This window comes from Clostridium sp. TW13, assembly GCF_024345225.1.
Classification (GTDB): Bacteria; Bacillota; Clostridia; order Clostridiales; family Clostridiaceae; genus Inconstantimicrobium; species Inconstantimicrobium mannanitabidum.
The window spans coordinates 3,934,834-3,950,599 of the sequence record NZ_BROD01000001.1; the positions used below are offsets into that span (position 1 = coordinate 3,934,834).

Annotated in this window: 18 protein-coding genes, 1 tRNA gene and 1 other RNA gene; 2 read left to right on the forward strand and 18 right to left on the reverse strand. The window is 29.9% G+C overall.

The genetic code is table 11. The annotated features are described in order from the left end of the window. Positions 1–28 precede the first annotated feature (28 nt). The 12 genes from OCU47_RS18185 to dnaX all read right to left on the reverse strand — a co-directional run bounded on the left by OCU47_RS18185 (position 29) and on the right by dnaX (position 10,485). Positions 29–553, reverse strand: coding sequence for a sigma factor-like helix-turn-helix DNA-binding protein (locus OCU47_RS18185; protein WP_261830006.1), 525 nt, complete (start codon positions 551–553; stop codon positions 29–31). A 279-nt stretch (positions 554–832) separates the two neighbouring features. Continuing rightward, the gene (locus tag OCU47_RS18190; protein WP_261830007.1) at positions 833–2,050 is read right to left on the reverse strand and encodes an ABC transporter permease subunit; all 1,218 of its coding nucleotides are present in this window, start codon (positions 2,048–2,050) and stop codon (positions 833–835) included. Beyond that, positions 2,050–2,961 (reverse strand): ABC transporter ATP-binding protein, encoded by a 912-nt coding sequence (locus tag OCU47_RS18195; protein WP_261830008.1) that lies wholly within the window; start codon positions 2,959–2,961, stop codon positions 2,050–2,052. Before OCU47_RS18195 ends, OCU47_RS18190 begins: the two co-directional genes overlap by 1 nt. Positions 2,962–3,206: 245 nt before the next feature. Then, the gene (locus tag OCU47_RS18200; RefSeq protein ID WP_261830009.1) at positions 3,207–4,415 is read right to left on the reverse strand and encodes an ABC transporter permease subunit; all 1,209 of its coding nucleotides are present in this window, start codon (positions 4,413–4,415) and stop codon (positions 3,207–3,209) included. Next, the gene (locus OCU47_RS18205; RefSeq protein ID WP_261830010.1) at positions 4,415–5,326 is read right to left on the reverse strand and encodes an ABC transporter ATP-binding protein; all 912 of its coding nucleotides are present in this window, start codon (positions 5,324–5,326) and stop codon (positions 4,415–4,417) included. The genes OCU47_RS18200 and OCU47_RS18205 overlap by 1 nt, the downstream gene beginning before the upstream one ends. A gap of 296 nt (positions 5,327–5,622) precedes the next feature. Then, positions 5,623–6,315, reverse strand: a complete 693-nt coding sequence (locus OCU47_RS18210; protein ID WP_261830011.1) for a YczE/YyaS/YitT family protein — start codon at positions 6,313–6,315, stop codon at positions 5,623–5,625. A 29-nt stretch (positions 6,316–6,344) separates the two neighbouring features. Next, entirely contained in the window at positions 6,345–6,767 is a 423-nt protein-coding gene (locus tag OCU47_RS18215; RefSeq protein WP_261830012.1) for a MarR family winged helix-turn-helix transcriptional regulator, read from the reverse strand. Positions 6,768–6,973: 206 nt separating this feature from the next. After that, on the reverse strand, positions 6,974–7,228 hold the full coding sequence (locus OCU47_RS18220) for a pro-sigmaK processing inhibitor BofA family protein (protein WP_261830013.1): 255 nt from the start codon (positions 7,226–7,228) through the stop codon (positions 6,974–6,976). A gap of 24 nt (positions 7,229–7,252) precedes the next feature. After that, positions 7,253–7,522: a YaaL family protein gene (locus OCU47_RS18225; RefSeq protein ID WP_261830014.1), complete on the reverse strand. Its 270-nt coding sequence runs from the start codon at positions 7,520–7,522 to the stop codon at positions 7,253–7,255. Positions 7,523–7,631: 109 nt separating this feature from the next. Further along, positions 7,632–8,228 carry a recombination mediator RecR gene (recR, locus tag OCU47_RS18230; RefSeq protein WP_261830655.1) on the reverse strand — a complete coding sequence of 199 codons (597 nt, stop codon included), beginning with the start codon at positions 8,226–8,228 and terminating at the stop codon, positions 7,632–7,634. Between the two features lie 126 nt (positions 8,229–8,354). After that, entirely contained in the window at positions 8,355–8,690 is a 336-nt protein-coding gene (locus tag OCU47_RS18235) for a YbaB/EbfC family nucleoid-associated protein (protein ID WP_261830015.1), read from the reverse strand. 166 nt (positions 8,691–8,856) lie between these two features. Beyond that, positions 8,857–10,485 (reverse strand): DNA polymerase III subunit gamma/tau, encoded by a 1,629-nt coding sequence (gene dnaX / locus OCU47_RS18240; protein ID WP_261830016.1) that lies wholly within the window; start codon positions 10,483–10,485, stop codon positions 8,857–8,859. A 246-nt stretch (positions 10,486–10,731) separates the two neighbouring features. Between dnaX and OCU47_RS18245 the strand changes: the two genes are divergently transcribed. Together OCU47_RS18245 and OCU47_RS18250 are read left to right on the forward strand one after the other, a co-directional pair. Further along, positions 10,732–11,523, forward strand: a complete 792-nt coding sequence (locus OCU47_RS18245; protein ID WP_261830017.1) for a thymidylate synthase — start codon at positions 10,732–10,734, stop codon at positions 11,521–11,523. Beyond that, positions 11,523–12,008: a dihydrofolate reductase gene (locus OCU47_RS18250; RefSeq protein WP_261830018.1), complete on the forward strand. Its 486-nt coding sequence runs from the start codon at positions 11,523–11,525 to the stop codon at positions 12,006–12,008. The genes OCU47_RS18245 and OCU47_RS18250 overlap by 1 nt, the downstream gene beginning before the upstream one ends. Positions 12,009–12,141: 133 nt before the next feature. Here OCU47_RS18250 and ffs read toward each other — a convergent pair. The 6 genes from ffs to OCU47_RS18280 all read right to left on the reverse strand — a co-directional run bounded on the left by ffs (position 12,142) and on the right by OCU47_RS18280 (position 15,762). Then, positions 12,142–12,406, reverse strand: an RNA gene (gene ffs, locus OCU47_RS18255) — signal recognition particle sRNA large type. A 3-nt stretch (positions 12,407–12,409) separates the two neighbouring features. Then, positions 12,410–12,500, reverse strand: a tRNA-Ser gene (locus tag OCU47_RS18260). A 204-nt stretch (positions 12,501–12,704) separates the two neighbouring features. Then, positions 12,705–13,283, reverse strand: coding sequence for a YcxB family protein (locus OCU47_RS18265; RefSeq protein ID WP_261830019.1), 579 nt, complete (start codon positions 13,281–13,283; stop codon positions 12,705–12,707). Between the two features lie 70 nt (positions 13,284–13,353). Continuing rightward, the gene (locus OCU47_RS18270; RefSeq protein ID WP_261830020.1) at positions 13,354–13,731 is read right to left on the reverse strand and encodes a ribosomal maturation YjgA family protein; all 378 of its coding nucleotides are present in this window, start codon (positions 13,729–13,731) and stop codon (positions 13,354–13,356) included. 336 nt (positions 13,732–14,067) lie between these two features. After that, positions 14,068–14,859 (reverse strand): prolipoprotein diacylglyceryl transferase, encoded by a 792-nt coding sequence (gene lgt / locus OCU47_RS18275; protein WP_261830021.1) that lies wholly within the window; start codon positions 14,857–14,859, stop codon positions 14,068–14,070. 216 nt (positions 14,860–15,075) lie between these two features. Continuing rightward, on the reverse strand, positions 15,076–15,762 hold the full coding sequence (locus OCU47_RS18280) for a TIGR03943 family putative permease subunit (protein ID WP_261830022.1): 687 nt from the start codon (positions 15,760–15,762) through the stop codon (positions 15,076–15,078). Between the last annotated feature and the right edge of the window lie 4 nt (positions 15,763–15,766).

Sequence of the window (15,766 nt, forward strand, 5' to 3'; positions counted from 1 at the left end):
AGAACACCTCCCCATGTAAAAATTAAATTTAACAACTTAAGGTTTCATGTAATTTATTTAATGCAGCTATTCTATTCTTATATACTGCTTGCCTAGATATATTTAAAGACCGAGCAATTTCATCATCTGATAGGCAATATTTATATCTCATAGTTATAACTTCTTTCTGCTTATCTGATAAGTTTATAATTAAATCATCAAAAGCTAATGAAGAATCTTCTATAGAGTTATCATTATAGTTTTGATCAATTTCAATATTTGTAAGTACTGAGTTATAGATAATCTTATTATTTTTACAGTGCTTATTATAAATACTTATACAGTAGTTTTTTAAGGAAACTGATATATATGCTTGTAACATTTGCTCAGACTTAAAGTTTGAAACGTTAATCTTTTTAGTAAGCTGCCAAAGAAATAATATAACATCATTCTTGTATAGCTTTATATTAAAGCTCTCAACTAAAAACTCTATTTTTTTCTTAAATCTAAAATAAATATCATCAAAATTCTTATCATTATCACGAGAGCATAATATCATTTCAGTTAAATTCATAAAAATTCCTCCTTTAAAATGAAATACACTAACAATAACCAAACATATGTTCTTATTGTAAACCACAGAGGACAAATTTTCCACAAAAAAATATTTTTTATAGGGTTTACATTTTAGAATAAATTATTGTTTATATAAATGGAGGAATTCTGCTCTATTCTTAACGTAGCAAAAGTAATATCTATATTTTTAGATAGATATTACAGCAACAAAAAGGCTAGCATTAATACTGCTAACCTTTTACTTTTAATCCTATTAATTATCTCAATGGACTGCTCCCTATATAAGAATATCCTTCTTTTTAAATATAATATGTGCAATCAAATAGCTTACTACTGTAGTCACTATCATTACTATTATTGCAGTAGTGACTGTCATATTTACATTTTTATAATCTAAGACCACATTTCCCGTTATAGTGGCTACTGGATTGCCATAACTGATAAACAATAGATGAGCTATCTGTTTCATAAAGTTTATTAAATGTGAGAATATAGTTAAGCCTATAATAAACAATACTGATATTGCCATAGTAATCATACTGCTCTTAAATAATGTAGATATCAAAAATACAAATGCGCAGCATGTAATTATAAATAGTATTTGTAACAAAAATGATTTTAAAATAAGATCTGCATTGGTTCCAATTACTGTTGTACCATCTATAGCCACTGGTTGATAATTGCTATTATTAGGCCCTGCATATTGCATCTTATACTGAGTTCCCATTAACGCTGGATATTTTGCAAAGTTGAACCCTCTAACTATACCTATAACTAGAAAACCTACTAATTCTATGCTCATTATCATTGATATTACTGTCACTACTACTGCAATAAACTTTGAAAGTAACACTTTTCCTCTTGATATTGGTTGAAGCAAAAGAAACTTTAATGTAGGTGGTGTACATTCTCCTGATACTATATCACTCATAAATACAGCAATTCCTGCTACTAATAACATTGTTCCTAACATTTCAAATAACGTCTTCATAAAACTATATGGATTTACCTTAAATTCATCTTCATCTTTTAAATTATTAGCTTGTAAATATTTTATTGTTTGTATCCTTTGTTGAGTATAAACTTTTTCTTCTGGTTCTTTGTTTTCCTTTATCTGCTGTTCTAGAGTTTTTATTTCCTGATCTCTACTCGCTTTAATTTGTTCAACAGTTATAGTTCCATTAGCTAGTGCTTCCCACTTCTCTTTTTCTTTGGTCAAGGTTTGTTGTTGCATTTTAAGCGAATTTAATTTATCCTCATTTTCACTACTTTTTGAGCTTTCTAAATCTTTAATCTCTTTATCAACATCACTTAATCTATAATTAACATCTTGCAATCTATTTTGAGGATTATTATACTTTTGTTGTTGTTTTTCATCATAAAAAGAGCCATACATTGCAAGTCCTACAAGTGCTATAAACAATATAAATACAACCCATGTCTTGCCTCTTCTAAGTATTTTAATAAGTTCATTTTTTATCAGTATAAAAAGCATTATCTTGCCCCCCCTTCAACAAGTTCCATATACCTTTGTTCTAGCTGTTCATGTTTTCTATAAATTTCATTTATTCTAATATTATTCTTTACAAGTTCTTCTACGAAATCAGGAGTCTTTCCTGTTTCTAACTGAACATTAATCATAGACTCTCTAACTGTGCAGTCCTTAACCATGCTTATTCCTTTAACAATTTCTACAGCTGCATCATCATCTGTAGTCTTTAATACCAAAACTTCAGTTTCTGTGGTAAACTCTGCATTCATATCCTCTACTGATTGAATTACTCCATTGTTTATAAATGCAACCCTATCACAAAGTTGTTGAACTTCACTTAATATATGAGAAGATACAAATACAGCCATATTTTTTTCCTTAGCTGCTGTTTTAACTATTTCTCTAAAATCTATTATTCCTGAAGGATCAAGTCCATTGGTAGGCTCGTCTAAAATTATTAACTTAGGTTCTCCTAAAAGGGCTGCTGCAAGACCTAATCTTTGTTTCATACCTAAAGAATACTTTTTAACTTTATCATTTATTCTATCCTTAAGACCTACAATTTCAATTACTCTTTGAACCTCCTCCTTTGGAAGCTTTCTTACCCTAGCAATCTGCATAAGATTTTCTCTTCCTGATAAATACTTATATAATTCAGGATTCTCAACTACAGCTCCTATATTTTCAAGAGCCTTTGTTCTCTCAGTTTTTAAATTATAACCAAAAATCTTTATCTCTCCTGAATCTGGATGAATTAAGTCTACAAGCATTCTTATTGTAGTAGTCTTACCTGCACCATTAGGTCCTAGAAATCCAAATATCTCCCCCTCGTTAACATCAAAAGTAATACCCTTTATAATTTCTCTTTTTCCAAGCTTTTTCTTTACATTATTTACTTCAAGTACTTTTTTCATTTATATCCCCCTCTCTAACTACTGTTATTATATCCTTGAAAAATTAAGATTTTCTTAATTTTTTCTAATATTTTACTTATATATTTATTAATCTGCTTCACTATAAAGAAACTATAAGTTTTATAAAAATATATCCTGTAGAATAAGCATTAAAAACTTCCCCACAGGATATTTTGCAATAAAGTCCAGTTATCTTGTAATTACTTTACATGAATTAACATACTAAAGCTTTGTGCACTTCTTATTTATATAAGAATATCCTTCTTATTAAATATAAAATGTGCAATTGCATAGGTTAAAATGGTAGTTATCACCATCACTATAATTGAATTAGTAAGTGTTAGATTAACATTATTATAACTATTTACTATATCACCTGTTAAAACAGCCTGAGTATTAGCATAACTGAAGAATAAAATATGCGCTTTACTTTGTAAGAAACTTATACTACCAAAGAATATAACTACTGCTATAGTTGATAACACTGATATAGCCATAGTAATCATACTGCTTTTAAATAATGTTGATATTAAAAATACAAAGGCACAGCATGTTATTATAAATAAAACTTGTAACAATAAAGATTTTAACAATAATTCTCCATTGGTTCCCATTACTCCTGAACCACTTATCATTGCTGGATGTGAACTAGCTGACTGAGCATTATATTTCATTTCATATTTTACACCCATTAATACTGGATATTTTGCTAAATTGAAGCCTCTAGTTATCCCCATAAGTAGGAACCCTATTAACTCCATACCCATTATCATAGTTAATACAGTAGTTGTTACTGCTATAAATTTTGAAAACAACACCTTTCCTCTTGAAATAGGTTGAATAAGAAGAAACTTCAACGTTGGTGGTGTACATTCTCCTGAAACTATATCACTCATAAATACTGCAATCCCTGCTATTAATAGCATTGTTGCTAAAATTGCAAATAGCATCGTCATGAATTTATATGGGTTTGTTTTATAAGTTGCTGCTTCATAAATATTATTAGCTTGTAAGTATTTTAATTCTTCCAAGTGCTGCTCTGCAAAACTTTTTGATCTATCGTCCGTATTACCTTTTAAGTTTTCTTCCAATGTTGCAATTTCTTTTTCTCTAGAAGCTTTGATTTCCTCTACATCTACCTTTTCACTTAATTCACTTTCTAGACTTTGTAGTGTATCCTTAATATTCTCTTGTTCTTTCTTTAGCATTACCAGACTTTCTTGGCTCTTTGCATCAGTTGAACTTTCTAAATTCTTAATTTTCCCCTCATTATCTTGATTTTGCTGCTTTAAGCTTTCTATATTATAAGTTATATTTTTCTTTGCTTGCTTTTCTTCATAAAAACTTCCATACATAGTTACACCTACAAGTGCCACAAACAATATGAATACAATCCATGTCTTCCCTCTTCTAAATATCTTTATTAATTCATTCTTTATCAATGTAAAAAGCACTATCTTGCACCCCCTTCAACAAGTTCCATATACCTTTGTTCTAGCTGTTCATGTTTTCTATAAATTTCATTTATTCTAATATTATTCTTTACAAGTTCTTCTATAAAATCAGGAGTCTTTCCTGTTTCTAGTTGAACATTAATCATAGATTCTCTTACTGTGCAGTCTTTAACCATGCTTATACCTTTAACAATCTCTACAGCTGCATCATCATCTGTGGTCTTTAATACCAAAACTTCAGTTTCTGTGGTAAACTCTGCATTCATATCCTCTACTGATTGAATTACTCCATTGTTTATAAATGCAACCCTATCACAAAGTTGCTGCACTTCACTTAATATATGAGAAGATACAAATACAGCCATATTTTTTTCCTTAGCTGCTGTTTTAACTATTTCTCTAAAATCTATTATTCCTGAAGGATCAAGTCCATTTGTAGGCTCATCCAAAATTATTAACTTAGGTTCTCCTAATAGGGCTGCTGCAAGACCTAATCTTTGTTTCATACCTAAAGAATACTTTTTAACTTTATCATTTATTCTATCCTTAAGTCCTACAATTTCAATTACTCTTTCAACCTCTTCCTTTGGAAGCTTTCTTACCCTGGCAATCTGCATAAGATTTTCTCTTCCTGATAAATACTTATATAATTCAGGATTCTCAACTACAGCTCCTATATTTTCAAGAGCCTTTGTTCTCTCTTTTTTTAAATTATAACCAAAAATCTTTATTTCTCCTGAATCTGGATGAATTAAGTCTACAAGCATTCTTATTGTAGTAGTCTTACCTGCACCATTAGGTCCTAAAAACCCAAATATTTCCCCCTCATTAACATCAAAAGTAATACCCTTTATAATTTCTCTTTTTCCAAGCTTCTTCTTTACATTATTTACTTCAAGTACCTTTTTCATTTATATCCCCCTTTCTAACTACTGTTATTATATCCTTGAAAAATTAAGATTTTCTTAATTTTTTCTAATATTTTACTTATGTTTTTAGACTTATACTTATTCCTTCTTCAAACTTAGCTAAAAACGCAATTATCATATTAATTCTATATAATCAATTTTTTTCCTTCTAGTTTAAAAATTTTTTTACTTTTTTCTATAAAAAAATAACTTAGCTTCATGCTAAGTCATTCTATTTATATATTATTCTATATTTACTATATAATTAATTATTAATAAAGATGTATTATAATGCCCTTTTATGAAGCTTGTTCATCTTCCATATCTTCTTGATTTAAAAATTGCTCATTCACAAGAAGCATATTATTAATAAATCCAAGTTTGCTATTGAAAAACCTTGCAATTAGACCAACAATTAAAGCCGCAATAATTGTTCCTTCGCGAACACCTGCAATTCTACGGAATAAAATTAAGGAAACAATACAAGCTGTAAGAACCAATGTTATATCAAATGAAACCTTAGTGGTGCCAAATTCTTTATCTAACTTTGATGAAAGTGCTTTTACAAATGCTTCCCCTGAAAGCATAACTACATTTGCAATCACTTCCATACTTATACCTAATGCAAGAATTGAACAACCTATTAGTAAAAATACTACTTTAAGTATATATGTATTTGGATTTAAAAATGAGAGCATACCCATTGTGAAGTCTATGAAATAAGCAAATAGAACTGAAACAGGTATTTGAACAAGTTGTATTTTTTCAAAGTCTTTCTTTTGCAATAATATTTGTCCTATAATTAAAATCATATTTAGAAAAAATGTAAAAGTACCCATTGTAAGTGGAAAACCCTTACTAAGAGTATACGGCACACTGGAAATAGGTGATGTTCCTAACTGTGCCTTTGTGATTAAGCTTACGCCAAGCGCATTTACAAATAATCCCATAGTAAAAAAAGCATATCTTTTGAATAATTCCTTTTTTGTCATAACTGATAAAACCCCTCTCTTAATGTTAATTACTTTTCTTTCATTAAATTACTGTGTATTTTCCAAAATTTCTCTATAAAATCCTCTTCTTCTTCTTTTGAAAATCCTTCAAAAGCAACTCTTTCAAGGCCTTCAAATACTTCACTTACTTTTTCCAATGATTTTCGTCCTTTTTCAGTAAGAAATACATACAATGACCGCCTATTGCCATTTAGCATTCTTCTTTCAATTAACCCAGACTCCTCCATTCTCAAAAGCAGACTTGTCACTGTTGATGATTCAATTTCACATGCTATTGCTATATCTTTTTGCACACATCCATCATGATATTTCAAGTAATCAAGTACCTTAGGTTGACCTAATGTAAGACCTGTATCACTTAAGTTTGCAAATACTCTTTTATTAAATATTGAGTGTGTACTCAATAATAAATTATGTAATGTCTTAATCATAAATCTCATACCCCTCTTAAATAATTAGATTACAAATAATTAGATTTCAAATCATTAGAATTCTAACAATTTATCATATTATTATGTTACAACTATAAATTCATTCTGTCAAACAAGCTGTCTGAAAATAGATAACCACTCCAACTATGTAACAGATATTTTTTGAATATAATTTCCTAAAGAATAAAAAAAGTGATCTTTTCAGATCACAAAAAAAGTTTAAACAGTATTAAAAATATTACTCCTGGTATTCCTGCAAATCCTGCTATTAACGCTGTGACTACATTTATACCTATGGAAAAGCTCCAGTAAGCACCGATATAATTTACAATTAACAGTAATACAACTCCAAGAACTCCATTTACAACAAGCTTTATTAAAATTTTTACCGGCCAAGCAAATATTTTAGTTATAACAACCAATAACAATATTCCTAACAGAGCGTATAATAATGGTTCCATCCACCTATCACCTCTAACTTTACACTACTCAACATTCTCAATGTTGCAACATTCAATTTCAAAATTAAACTTCAAGCCACGTTTTTTTGCTTCCAAAATTAAATAATCTAATTTTGTTCTAGCTACATTCTCTTCATATATTGCAATATCTATAAGTTTTGGATCAATACAAGTATTAAAAATCCCTATAGCAGTATCCATGTCTAATTTAGCTTGTCTTATGGATTCTAAAAGAGTTTCATCGTATTTTGATATCTCTGCCTTTTTTAAATTTGCTGTGAATACATTATCCATATAACCCCTCCACTAATATGCTTTTAAGATTATTTACATATTTTAGGAAAACTATTCTTGATAATATATTATTACTGAAATATAACTTTTATAACCAAAACATCAACTTTTATATTTCTTTTCTACCCTCAAGAGCTTTTGATAAAGTAACTTCATCTGCATATTCAAGGTCTCCCCCTACAGGAATTCCAGCTGCAATTCTTGTTACCTTTACGTCTAATGGCTTTAAAATCTTTGCTATATACATAGCTGTAGCTTCCCCTTCAATATTAGGATTTGTTGCTACTATTACTTCTTTAATATCTCCGCTCATTCTTGCCACGAGTTCTCTAATTCTTATATCTTGAGGACCCCTGCCCTGCATTGGAGATATATTGCCATGTAACACATGATAAACGCCATTAAATTCTTTAACCTTTTCCATAGTCATTATATCTTTAGGTTGTTCTACTACACAAATACTTTCCTTATCTCTATTTGGATTTCCACAGATTGCACATGGGTCCTTATCTGTGTAATTACCGCAAATTGAACAATACTTAATAGTTCCTCTAGCCTGCACCAAGGCTTTCGAAAATTCTTCTACCTCTTCTTTAGGTAGATTAAGAATATGTAAGGTTAATCTTTGTGCTGTTTTATAACCTATACTAGGTAACTTTGCAAATTCCTCTATTAATTTCTCTATAGCAACAGGATAAAAATCCATATTCTTATTCACATCCTTCCTTTATGATACTTGATAAAAAACTCCGCTTATAGCGGAGTTTTATGTTTCCAAAATATTATATACTTATATTCAACTCTTACTATACCCTATTCTATGAAAAATTTCTTAGAATAATCCTGGTATATTCATTCCACCTGTTAATTTACCCATCTTGCTTGAAGTTTCTTCTTCAGCTTTTCTTAAAACTTCATTAACAGCTGATAAAATTAAATCTTCTAACATTTCAACATCATCTGGATCTACTACTTCTTCTTTTATATTTATACTTAAAATTTCTTTCTTACCGTTGGCTTTAACTGAAACTGCTCCACCACCTACTGAAGCCTCAAACTCAGCACTTTCAAGCTCTTTTTGAGTATCTTCCATTTGTTTTTGTAGCTTTTGTGCTTGCTTCATTAGATTATTCATGTTTCCGCCGCCAGGAAATCCACCTCTTGCCATTTAACGTTCCTCCTTAAAATAATAAAATCTATATTAATTATATAGTATTTTTTCCTGTTTTTCTACTGTGGTTTAAATTCTCATATGAAGAAATTTTAAACTAATACTGATACACAATGATATTCTTCACATAAACTATACTTAATATATAACTTAAGTCTGTAATTTATTCATCAAATACTTCTAGTATCCCATCTCCGAGCCTCTCTCTTAAAATATCCTCAGAATTCCTTTCACCTTCATCAACGCCTTTGTCTACAGCGTATCTTACTCTAACTCTTTCTTTCAATATCTCTGAAAATACTTCATTCACTGTCTGTGCATTTTCACCTTTCTCTAACCTCATCTTATTAAATGAAAATTGATTTTCATACCTTATTTCTATAACGCCTTCACTACAACTAGCAACTTTACCTGTCACTAATGAAGCATATATGACCATCTTTCTTCTTGCTTTAAATGCTTCTAATATGTCAGCCCAAGCCCTTTGAACATCATTTATTGTTATAGTAGAATGCTCATTTCTTTCTTCATCAGGTACTTTTAAATCTACTGACTGCTGCTTTTTCACCTCAGTCTTAGGTAATTTATTTTCACTATGCACATTACCTGAAGATTGTTCAACTCTTTCCACAGTAATGTTTCCACTCTTTATTATATTCTCTAGCTTATTAATTCTAGATAAAAGGACCTCCTTTGATGTATCATATTCAATCTTGCACATTTTAATTATAGCTAGCTCTAAATATATTCTGCTTTGCTTACTTATTCTTGCATCTTCTTCTGCTTCTTGAAGAACTCTAATGCCTCTCATGATTTCTTCACTTCTTAATCTATTAGCTTGCTCTCTTAATGATTCTATATTATCCTGTGACATATCAATGACATCTTCTGGATTACTTGTGACCTTCACCATCAAAAGATTTCTGTAATGACTTATTAATTCCTTTATAAATCCGTAAACATCCTTACCTGAAAGCACTATATCTTCAATTATTGACATAGACTTCTCTACACTTCGCTCTATTATTGCATCTGCTATTCTAAATAAATGCTCATTAGTTACAAGACCAAGCATAGATATTACATCATTATACTCAACCTTACCATCACCCATAGATATAGCTTGATCTAATATACTTACAGAATCTCTCATAGCTCCATCAGAAACTCTCGCAATAAGCTTTAAGCTACCATTATCTGCTCTAACTCCTTTGGCATCAACTATGGCCCTTAATCTATCAGTTATATCTTCATTACTAATCCTCTTAAAATCAAACCTCTGACATCTTGAAAGTATAGTTATTGGTAACTTCTGTGGATCTGTAGTTGCTAATATAAATACCACATTCTTAGGTGGTTCCTCTAATGTCTTAAGAAAGGCATTAACAGCTCCTTGAGAAAGCATGTGTACCTCATCCATTATATAAATCTTGAATCTAGCCTCTTGAGGAGGATATTGAACATCCTCAATAATATCTCTTATTTTATCAACACCGTTGTTTGAAGCTGCATCTAGTTCAGTTACATCTATAGATAAACCCTCATTGATTTTTTTACACATTTCACATTCATTGCAAGGTTCCCCATCATGCAAGTTAAGGCAATTTAAAGCCTTCACCATTACCTTAGCTGTAGTTGTCTTTCCAGTTCCTCTAGTTCCGCAAAACAGGTATGCATGGGCTATCCTATCATTTAAAATTTGATTTTTTAACGTAGTCGTTATATGTTTTTGTCCTACTATCTCATCAAACCTTTGTGGTCTCCATTCTCTATATAAAGCTGTATAACCCATATTTTCCCCACCTTCTCTTCTATGAATTTTCTATAGATAATTATACACTAATAGCACTCTTATTAATAGCCGATATTCATTAAATAATTCTCACTAAGAAAAGTAGGATTTTTGTTAAATAACACAAAAATATACTATAATAGAATACTATCTAATAGGATTTTACTTTTTAATATTAGCTATTCTTATAAAAATGATATAAAATAAATATAGCATTCAATTTATTATATTTAAGGAGGATTTATAATGAGTCTTTATGATGAAAAGTATCTTGCTATAACAAAAGATATTTTAGATAATGGATACTTCGACACTAATAGAACAGGGGTTTCTACTTACAAGCTGCCTCATCAAATTATGCAGTTCAATCTTCAAAAGGAATTTCCTATCCTCACCACAAAATTTGTGGCATTTAAAACAGCAGTAAAGGAAATGCTATGGATATATCAAAAACAATCTAATGTTGTTGAAGATCTAAGAAAAGTTAACGTAAAGATATGGAATGAATGGGAAGGTCAAGATGGAACCATTGGAAAAGCTTATGGATATCAAATAAAGAAGTTTCATCAAATTGATAATCTAATAGAGGCTTTAAAAAACAATCCTCAAGATAGAAGAATGATGCTTAACATATGGAATTGGCAGGACTTACCTGAGATGAACTTAGCTCCTTGTTGCTTTTTGACTATGTGGGATGTTACTGACGGTCATCTTAATTGTATGCTGGTACAAAGAAGTGGAGACATACCTTTAGGTGTGCCATTTAACAGTACTCAATTCGCTGTATTAACTCATATGCTTGCCCAAGTCACTGGACTTAAAGCAGGTCTATTTACTCACGTTATCAACAACGCTCACATATATGAAAACCAAGTTGAAGGTATGAAAATACAATTGACAAGAATAAATGAAGCCTATGAAGCTCCACAGTTTTGGATAAACCCTGATATAAAGAATTTCTATGATTTCACTGCTGATGATGTTAAGCTTGTAGATTACAAACATCATGAAGCAATAAAAATGGAGGTGTCCGTATAATGATATCAATTATATGCGCAGTAGCTAACAACAATGTTATAGGAAAAGATAATTCACTAATCTGGCATTTATCAAGTGATCTTAAAAGATTTAAGAAACTAACAGAAAATCACACTATAATTATGGGCAGAAAGACCTTTGAATCCCTTCCTGGTGTTTTACCAAAAAGAAAACATATTATAATTACTAGAGATGAAAACTTTTCTATAGATAATCAAGCTGTAGAAATTTCAAATTCTATAGATACTATTATTAAGAACTTTAAGGATTCTGATGAAGAAGTTTTTGTTATTGGTGGTGGTCAAATATATGCTGCTTTCTTACCATATGCTTCAAAAATGTACTTAACTGAATTGCAAGATTCCTTTAAGGGAGATACTTATTTTCCTCAATTAGAAGCTTCACACTGGAAGATTATTGAGAAAAGTGATCCTATTGTAGAAAATGGGACTACATATAGATTTGTAGATTATAAAAGAAACTAGACTTTATATACTCTAATTTTTTATATTCTCACATTTAAACTGCTTTTAATTAAAAATTGTTTCATTTAAAACTAAACAAAAAGGTCTGTATAAAATACCCTCAGATATTTTATACAGACCTTTTTTTTGAAAGTCATGCACCTCACCTTGACAATAATCTATATGCGTTACCCTTGTAGTTAACTCGGGCCAGGTTATTCCACGGCACATGTAAATAACTGCTTATCGCTGCTTCCCTCCGGACCTGACGAGGTTCACAGGTTTACATTGCGTGGGACCCGACCTTCAACATCACTTGCAAGGGGCAGGCCATACAGACTAAAGCCTCAATGAGGAATTCAACCCTGCTGTAGCGGATTGCAGGTTACAGGACACCGCTAGCTCCCCATCTAGCATGACTATGGCGGAAAGAAGGGGATTCGAACCCCTGATAGAGTTTCCCCTATACACGCTTTCCAGGCGTGCTCCTTAAACCAACTCGGACATCTCTCCACAAGTACCGCCTTCTTATACATATCATGTATTATTCACGGTGTTCTCATTATAACAATTTAAACTTCTATCGTCAAGATAGTTACCTTTAAATAATATTTCCATGTTGATAATATATTACCACACAATAATTTGCATGTAGCTTCCTTATACACCAAGCTATTTAATAATTATAATAATTTAAAACAGCTAGTTTACTCTAAACTAACTGTTTATTGCTTTAAGTGTTTTCCTATTTATTTCTTTTTTTTCTAATGATGTATGACTAAAAACATACTCTGTGAAAAAATCTCTTTCATCTACATTATTAAACGCTGCCTCTGGAATAATTAATGTATCTATACTCCCAAGCTTTAAATATATTTTCTTATCATGAATATCAACTTTTCGTACATACTTCCACGGTATTATTCTTATGTTTCCACATTTCTCCTCTTTTATGCTTCCGTCAGCTAAATTTAACTTAATAGGGGTAAGGAGCAACTTATAATTCACTTCTTTTAACTGCTCAATAATCTTCTCCCTTAACCTTGATTCACAAACGTCAGGATATGTTATCCTTACAATAAATACAGTTACTAATCCTACATACAGTATTGGATATACAAAAAATCTTTGAAATTGATAAAAAATTAAAGATAATCCTAAGGTTATAAGTATAATTGATAACAGAATTGCAACTTTTCCTTTGTAAATAATTTTCTTATTCTCACTATTATTCATATATCTCATTGTATAAATATCGACTAAATCTTCAAATGTATTTGTGTATGTTACTTCCACTTTGCTCACTCCATTAACTCATTAATAAAATATCCCCTATTTCCCTGACAATTTTATATATAATTATACTTTATCTGTTATCATTAATTAGTTTACTTCTTTCACAAATGATTAAAATTATGCTCCCAACTAAATAGCATAGAATATCTTTTATATCAAAAGAATTTCCTAGAATAATTAATGCAATTTTATTGTTTTGCAAGTGCAAAATATTCACAAGGTGAAAATATTGAGAGATCTCTACTATGGTAGCAAAAATAAATAAATATATAGGCAAAAACTTTATTTTTTTATTTATAATGGCTCTTATAAAAGTATACATTAGTATAACTACTAAGATATCTCCAATATATGGTCTAATAATTGCATCATGTACAAAAAAAGCTATAATAGCTTCTATTAAAAATAGAAGTAAAAAAATTGTCAAATATCTTATATTTACTTTCATAAACACCTTTCCCCCATTTGTTACAATTACTGTGAAACTCTAATTTAATTCTTATCAACTTAAAATTGATAAACTATAAAAGCAAGATTTATGTATTTATAGGTAAATAGTACTTCTTTTTGGAATACTTTTCAATATACATTTTTTACGTTTTTTATATTGTATATTCCTAATTTAATAAATAAAACAATAATTAAGTGAAAAGACTTCACTTGATTATTAATCTCTTATAAATGTATTCAAATATTAAGCTCCTTACTGATATATTTTATCCTTACCAAAACAAAAAATGAGCAAAAGGCAATTAGCCTTTATGCTCACTATAATAAACTTAACTTATTTTATAGAGTTATTTAAGTTCTTTTTAGCTTTTTCATTTCTAACTATGTAAGTTATAGCCACTACTGCACATAACGCAGCTGTTATGCTTACTAATTGTGCAACCCTAAATCCATAAAACATTAAACTATCTGTTCTTAAACCTTCAATTACACATCTTCCCACAGAGTATAATCCTATATAACTTGCAATCACTATTCCTTTATGACTATCCTTCTTCCTATATAAGATTATCAATAAAATTATTAGTACTACTATGTTCCACGCAGATTCATATAAAAAGGTTGGCTGATAATAAGTTCCATCTATATACATCCCCTTTTGTATAAAACCTGGAAACTTGCTTATAAATTCTGCTGAAACAGGTCCTCCATGAGCTTCACTATTCATAAAGTTCCCCCAACGACCAATAGCTTGTGCCAATATTATAGATGGTGCTGCAATATCTGCATACTTCAAAAACTCTATCTTTTTTATTCTCGTATAGATTAAAGCTGATAAAAGAGCTCCTATTATACCACCATGAATAGCTAATCCACCCTGTCTTATATTTATAACATCAAAAAAACTCTTATATCTTGAAAATTCAAATATTACATAATATAATCTTGCACCGACTATTGCACAAGGAAATGCTATTAGAAAAAGAGTTGTTATTGTATCAAAATCAACATTTTTCTTCTTGCAATTGTACCAAGCTAATGCTAATGCTAATAGTACTCCCGATCCAATAAGAACACCATACCACATTATAGGTAATCCAAATAATTTAAACGCTACTGGATTCATAAATTTCATCCTCCTCATTATATCTTCATCTAAGTGATTAATTAGTCATTTATAGTTTACCATTATTAATTACAATTAATAATTAATAATGTTTCTCAATTCATTATACCATAACTTTTAAAATTCTAATTTTTAATAATTTAGAAACAAAAAATGTAGAAAATATTTCAAAATATCTTCTACACTAAAAATTCTGTTTGCTCTTTATTTAGTATACTAAAGCTTTGTTACTAACTTAACGTCTTTTATTTCTGGTAATTCTATATACTTATTATTATGCTTTACTTCAATCTTTTGTAATTTACCTGCAACTACATACTCTCTTCCTTCTTCAAGACTCATAGTAGGTCTTATATCAATAAAAATTCCATATGTTTTAGCATCTGCCGCACAGCAATTCATGACATTTTTTGTGATTATATACCTTCCGTTCTGCTTTATTACTCTCCCCTTTAAGGATATATCTCGATTTTCAAACTTACCTAAATCTTTTTGAATTTCTTCTAAATAACCATAAAAATTTTTATCTGTGACATTTATAACTCCATCTGGAATACGTTCCTCCTCATCATGCTGATGATTTTCATCCTGTACTACAACTTGAACTTGTTTTGATAAAGTGACTATAGGTGCTTGCATAACTCCTATAAACATAATACTTAGTGCTAATATAAATATAGCATTACTTTTCTTTACGCCTGTTCTATCTGGTATTGTAAATATTTTAGGTACTTGGACTAATATTAATAATCCAATTATCACTACTGCTATCCACAAAAACTTAACTAGTCTTTGAGTTAGAATATTATATATATTTCCTGAAGCTATACCATATGCGATAATCATCATAAAAAGGCTTAAGATTACAAACCACAAAAATTCATTTAAATTAAATCTCCTCATAATA